Below are 4,308 nucleotides of genomic sequence, written 5' to 3' on the forward strand. Positions count from 1 at the left end.
CGGGGGCCGGCGGGGCCCCCGGCGCCGCGGCCCCACCGCCCCCCGCGCCGCGCCCGCCCCCCCCCCCCCCCCACCCCTCCCACCCCGGCTACGGCCTGGACGGCGAGCCCGTCGTCCCCGGGCCCGCGACCGGCCCCGACGACTCGGAGGCATTCGGGGGGTCCGGCGGCACCGGCGGCACTGGCGGCACCGAGGAGCCCGGCGGGCCCGCCGGGGCCACCGCCGAAACCGCCGACCACGAGTCCACCCGCCTGCGGCTGGCTGAACTGGCCGAATGCCGCACACCGCTGGCCGACGTACGGCCCGGCCCTCTGGGCACGCTGGACGTCTACGTCTTCGCCGACGGCACCACCGTCTGCATGACGCCCGGCCACCGCGAGACCGCCGAACGGCTCGCCGCCGCGGTGCGCGGGGGAGCCGAGCCGGTGCTGCTGGGCGGCTCGGGCGTCCTCGGCGCGTACACCCTCACCTTCGCGTACGGCGGGGAGAGCGTCTACGTGCTGGCCGACCGGGTCATCGCCTCGCTCTGAGAGCCGCGGCCTCGGCGGCCTCCACCAGCGCCGCGGCCTCGGCCAGTTCCCGGGCCCCGGCCCGCCCGCCGGCCGCCCGCACCGCCTCAGCCAGGTCGTGCCCGGCCACCGCGAGCTGGTCCCCGACGGCGAAGAGCCCCGCGTCGGGCAGGGAGCGCGGGGGCCGGCCGGGGAACTCCAGGCGCTGGGCGCGGTCGGCCAACTCCCTGGCCAGTCCGAGCCCCTCGGCCGCCGCGCCCCGGGCCAGGACGCTCCGCGGCATGGCCCGCAGCCGGTCGGCGAAACGGTCCACGGCGGTCAGCAGGGGGATCACATCGGGCACGGCGCAACCCTATGCGCCCCTCGCACACCGCCGCCAACGGGCGCGGCGCGCGGACGGACCGCACGGGCGCGCGGGAGGCGGAACGCGCGGAGGGGGCCGGGGGCTGATCCCCCGGGGCCCCTCACAGGTCCCGCCCGGCCCGGCCGGAGGGCCGGGGACCGGGCAGCCGGATCAGTCGCTGCTCTGCAGGATGGCGATCAGCCGCAGGAACTCCAGGTAGATCCAGACCAGGGTCAGGGTCAGACCGAAGGCGGCCAGCCAGGACTCCTCGCGGGGAGCGCCGTAGGCGATGCCGTCCTCGACCTGCTTGAAGTCCAGGGCCAGGAAGGCGGCGCCGAGCACGATGCCGATGACGCCGAACAGGATGCCAAGGCCACCGCTGCGGAAGCCGAGGCCGTCACCGCCGCCGAAGACGGCGAACAGCAGGTTGATGCCCATCAGCAGGACGAAGCCGATGGCCGCGGCCATCACGAAGCGGTAGAAGCGCCGCGTGACACGGATGATGCGGGCCTTGTACATGAACAGCACCGCGGCGAAGACCGCCATGGTGCCCAGCACCGCCTGCATCGCCGCGCCTTCGGCGATGTAGCTGTCGACGTAGTTGCTGATGGCTCCGAGGAACAGGCCCTCGAAGGCGGCGTAGGCCAGGATCAGCGGAGGCGACGCCTTGCGCTTGAAGGACTGCACCAGGCCCAGGACCAGCGCGATCAGCATCGCGCCCAGGGCCAGACCGAGTGACAGATCGGTGATCCACGCCACAGCCGCCATGGCGACGACCAGGCCGACCGTCATCGCCGTACGGGCGACGACGTCGTCCATCGTCATCCGGCCGGCCTGCGGCGGCGCGGCCGGCGGGAAGCCCGGCCCGCCGTCCGTCCGGGGCTGCTGGGCGTAGGGGTTGGTGGGCTGGGCGCCGGTCGCGTACGGGTTCCCGGCCTGCGGCTGCTGCGTGGCGTTGAAACCGGCGTAGCCGTTGTCTCGGCTGAATCCCCGTCGCGAGAAGACCGGGTTACTGCTCCTCATCTCACTCCTCCATGGCCGCACCGCGCGGCCCTTCCTCAAGAGTAATGCTTTAGCAAAGACCGCACGGTAGTGCACTGGCAAGAACGACGGAAGGAGTCGTGATTGTTCCGGTACCCACCGCCACGCCGGTGATACCCCGCCAGAGGGCCGCCTTACGCCCACCGCCGCGCGGTGTGCCCGGTGGGCGCGGCCGCGGGCACCGGGCTCCCGGCGCGGGAGCCGCCTGAACGGTGGGCCGGGGGCACCCGGGGGCCCGCGCTCCGGACGGCCGGAGCGCGCAGGTCGGCGGCTCCGCTCCCGCACCCCCGTGCGCCGGGATCCGGATCTAGGCATCCCCACCGGTGCGGGAGGAGATTGGACCGCGCAAGACAGTGCAAGCTCCCACCCCCCTTTCGCTCTGGAGGAGTCCATGCTGTCCGTACGCACCCGGATCGCCGCGGTCGCCGCGGCCTGCCTTCTCGCCGGCGCCGGTACCGCGGTGGCCACCCCGCTCCACAGCACCGGCACGACGGGGCAGCAGTCTGGTCCCGCCACCGCCGTCAGCAGGTTCGACAACGGCAGCTTCGAGTACCCGACGGTCGGGGCGAACACGTTCCGGACCATCGGCAGCGGCCAGCCCATCGGCCCGTGGAGGGTCACCTCCGGAGCCGTGGACCTGATCGGCGCCGGGTTCTGGCAGGCCGCCGAGGGCGACCAGTCCGTCGACCTCAACGCCACCACCGCGGGAACCGTGGCCCAGACCTTCACCACCACCCCGGGGAGGACGTACACGGTGACGTACTCCCTCGCCGGCAACCCGGAGGGCGACCCCTCGCTGCTGAGGACGGGCCGGGCCCTCGTCGACGGGCAGAACTTCCAGGACTTCTCCTTCGACGTCACCGGCAGGACACGGGCCGACATGGGCTACGTGACACGGCAGTTCACCTTCGTCGCCAACAACGGCACCACGACCCTCGCGTTCGCCAGCACCGTCGGCGACGCCTACGGGCCCGTCATCGACGACGTCAGGGTCCACTCCTGCTGTTCGGACTCCTGCTGCCGCTGACCCACAACCCCGCAAGGCCGACTCCGCCGCCCCGGACCGCCCCCGGCCGTCCGGGGCGGCGGTACGACACCGCCCCCACCCACAGCGGAGGGAGGGAACAGCCATCGGCTCCGCCCGTGGCCGAAACCGCACCCTGATGAGCCGCCAGGTCCGGGCAGCAAGGCCCTTCGCGGCGTGTGTCCTTCGGCTGGGGGATTCCGTCCGCGTCCGGACCGTTCGGACCGTCCGGCCATCGGCCGACGGTCCGCGGGACCTGTGTGATCACGACATCGGAAGCGGCACTCGACTACCGACGCAGCTTCTTCGAAGGGTGAAACGGAGGGAAGATCCGGCCCGGCCGTCCACCTGGTCCCCTGCGGGCCGGGGTGGGGAGGGTGGCCCGGCACCTCACGGGGGAGGTGCCGCGCTCATGAGACCCGGACGAGGCTCCTTCACACCTCATCAGGCTCGTCGCCACTGCCGCCGGCAACGCGAAGCGCGCCGCCCGCCGGCTTCGGCAGCGAATGGTGCCGGCGGCGCCCCGCCAGGGGGCCGCCGGGGTCCGGCGTGCCCGGAGCCGGATTCGAACCGGCACGGCCTGTAGGCCAACGAGGTTTAAGCTCGTCGTGTCTGCATTCCACCATCCGGGCACCGGCTCATGGACCGCACGGCTGGCTGCGGCCCTCCCCTGGACGCTCAATGAGCCTATCCGCGGCGCTCGTTCGGACAACGGGCTTTCGACTCCAAGTTGTCTGATTTTATTGGCAACTGATGCAGCATCAGCGGCGCGCGCCGCTCTTCGGCGAGGGTTACGCGCCCCCGCGCCGATTCCAGGAATGACGGAAAGTCGCCGCCCCGCCACAGGAAGGCATCAGGGTGCCCTCTCCTCCTCAGGGATGACACGGGCCTCCCCGGTCCCCCCGAAGACTCCCTCCGAGACCGGTTCGGGGGTGGACGCCGGTGGCCGGTTTCGCACGGACGATGGAGGGGTCCCCGTCAAGCCGCTGTGAACAGGAGTCCCTTTCCGTGACCACCAGCACTCCCTCCGACGCCCTCCTCGCGCCCTCCGCCGCCGGTGGCGCCGCGGCCGCCCGTGCCGTGGACCTGACCAAGGTCTACGGCCAGGGCGAGACGAAGGTGGTGGCCCTGGACTCCGTCACCGTCGACTTCCCGCAGGGGCAGTTCACGGCGATCATGGGTCCGTCGGGCTCGGGCAAGTCCACGCTGATGCACTGCATGGCCGGCCTGGACTCGTTCTCCTCCGGATCGGCCTGGATCGGTGAGACCGAACTGTCCTCCCTGAAGGAGAAGAAGCTCACGCGACTGCGCCGGGACAAGGTCGGTTTCATCTTCCAGGCGTTCAATCTGCTGCCCACCCTGACGGCGCTGGAGAACATCACGCTGCCGAT

4 protein-coding genes, 1 tRNA gene and 1 pseudogene are annotated in these 4,308 nt (G+C 72.5%); 3 read left to right on the forward strand and 3 right to left on the reverse strand.

Annotated elements, in window-relative coordinates; all coding sequences use genetic code 11:
- Positions 1-530: pseudogene (locus tag AC2CJA_RS24720) on the forward strand (hypothetical protein); the annotation flags it as partial.
- Here the strand turns inward: AC2CJA_RS24720 and AC2CJA_RS24725 are convergent.
- On the reverse strand, positions 514-792 hold the full coding sequence (locus tag AC2CJA_RS24725; RefSeq protein WP_484604899.1) for a hypothetical protein: 279 nt from the start codon (positions 790-792) through the stop codon (positions 514-516). The pseudogene AC2CJA_RS24720 and the gene AC2CJA_RS24725 overlap by 17 nt on opposite strands.
- Positions 793-1,023: 231 nt before the next feature.
- Complete coding sequence (locus tag AC2CJA_RS24730; protein ID WP_484604896.1) at positions 1,024-1,875, reverse strand: Bax inhibitor-1/YccA family protein; 852 nt, start codon at positions 1,873-1,875, stop codon at positions 1,024-1,026.
- 409 nt (positions 1,876-2,284) lie between these two features.
- On the opposite strand from AC2CJA_RS24730, the gene AC2CJA_RS24735 reads away from it, so the two are divergent.
- Positions 2,285-2,920, forward strand: a complete 636-nt coding sequence (locus AC2CJA_RS24735; RefSeq protein WP_484604897.1) for a choice-of-anchor C family protein — start codon at positions 2,285-2,287, stop codon at positions 2,918-2,920.
- 547 nt (positions 2,921-3,467) lie between these two features.
- Here the strand turns inward: AC2CJA_RS24735 and AC2CJA_RS24740 are convergent.
- Positions 3,468-3,549 (reverse strand) — tRNA-Leu (locus AC2CJA_RS24740).
- Between the two features lie 376 nt (positions 3,550-3,925).
- On the opposite strand from AC2CJA_RS24740, the gene AC2CJA_RS24745 reads away from it, so the two are divergent.
- A partial coding sequence (locus tag AC2CJA_RS24745; protein ID WP_484604898.1) for an ABC transporter ATP-binding protein occupies positions 3,926-4,308 on the forward strand: 383 nt, incomplete at its 3' end.

It is taken from the genome of Streptomyces sp. ATLC9 (assembly GCF_057196705.1).

Coding starts and splice junctions, on each gene's coding strand:
- AC2CJA_RS24725 (WP_484604899.1), bottom strand. CDS start 792: ATGCCGCGGAGCGTCCTGGCCCGGGGCGCGGCGGCCGAGGGGCTCGGA.
- AC2CJA_RS24730 (WP_484604896.1), bottom strand. CDS start 1,875: ATGAGGAGCAGTAACCCGGTCTTCTCGCGACGGGGATTCAGCCGAGAC.
- AC2CJA_RS24735 (WP_484604897.1), top strand. CDS start 2,285: ATGCTGTCCGTACGCACCCGGATCGCCGCGGTCGCCGCGGCCTGCCTT.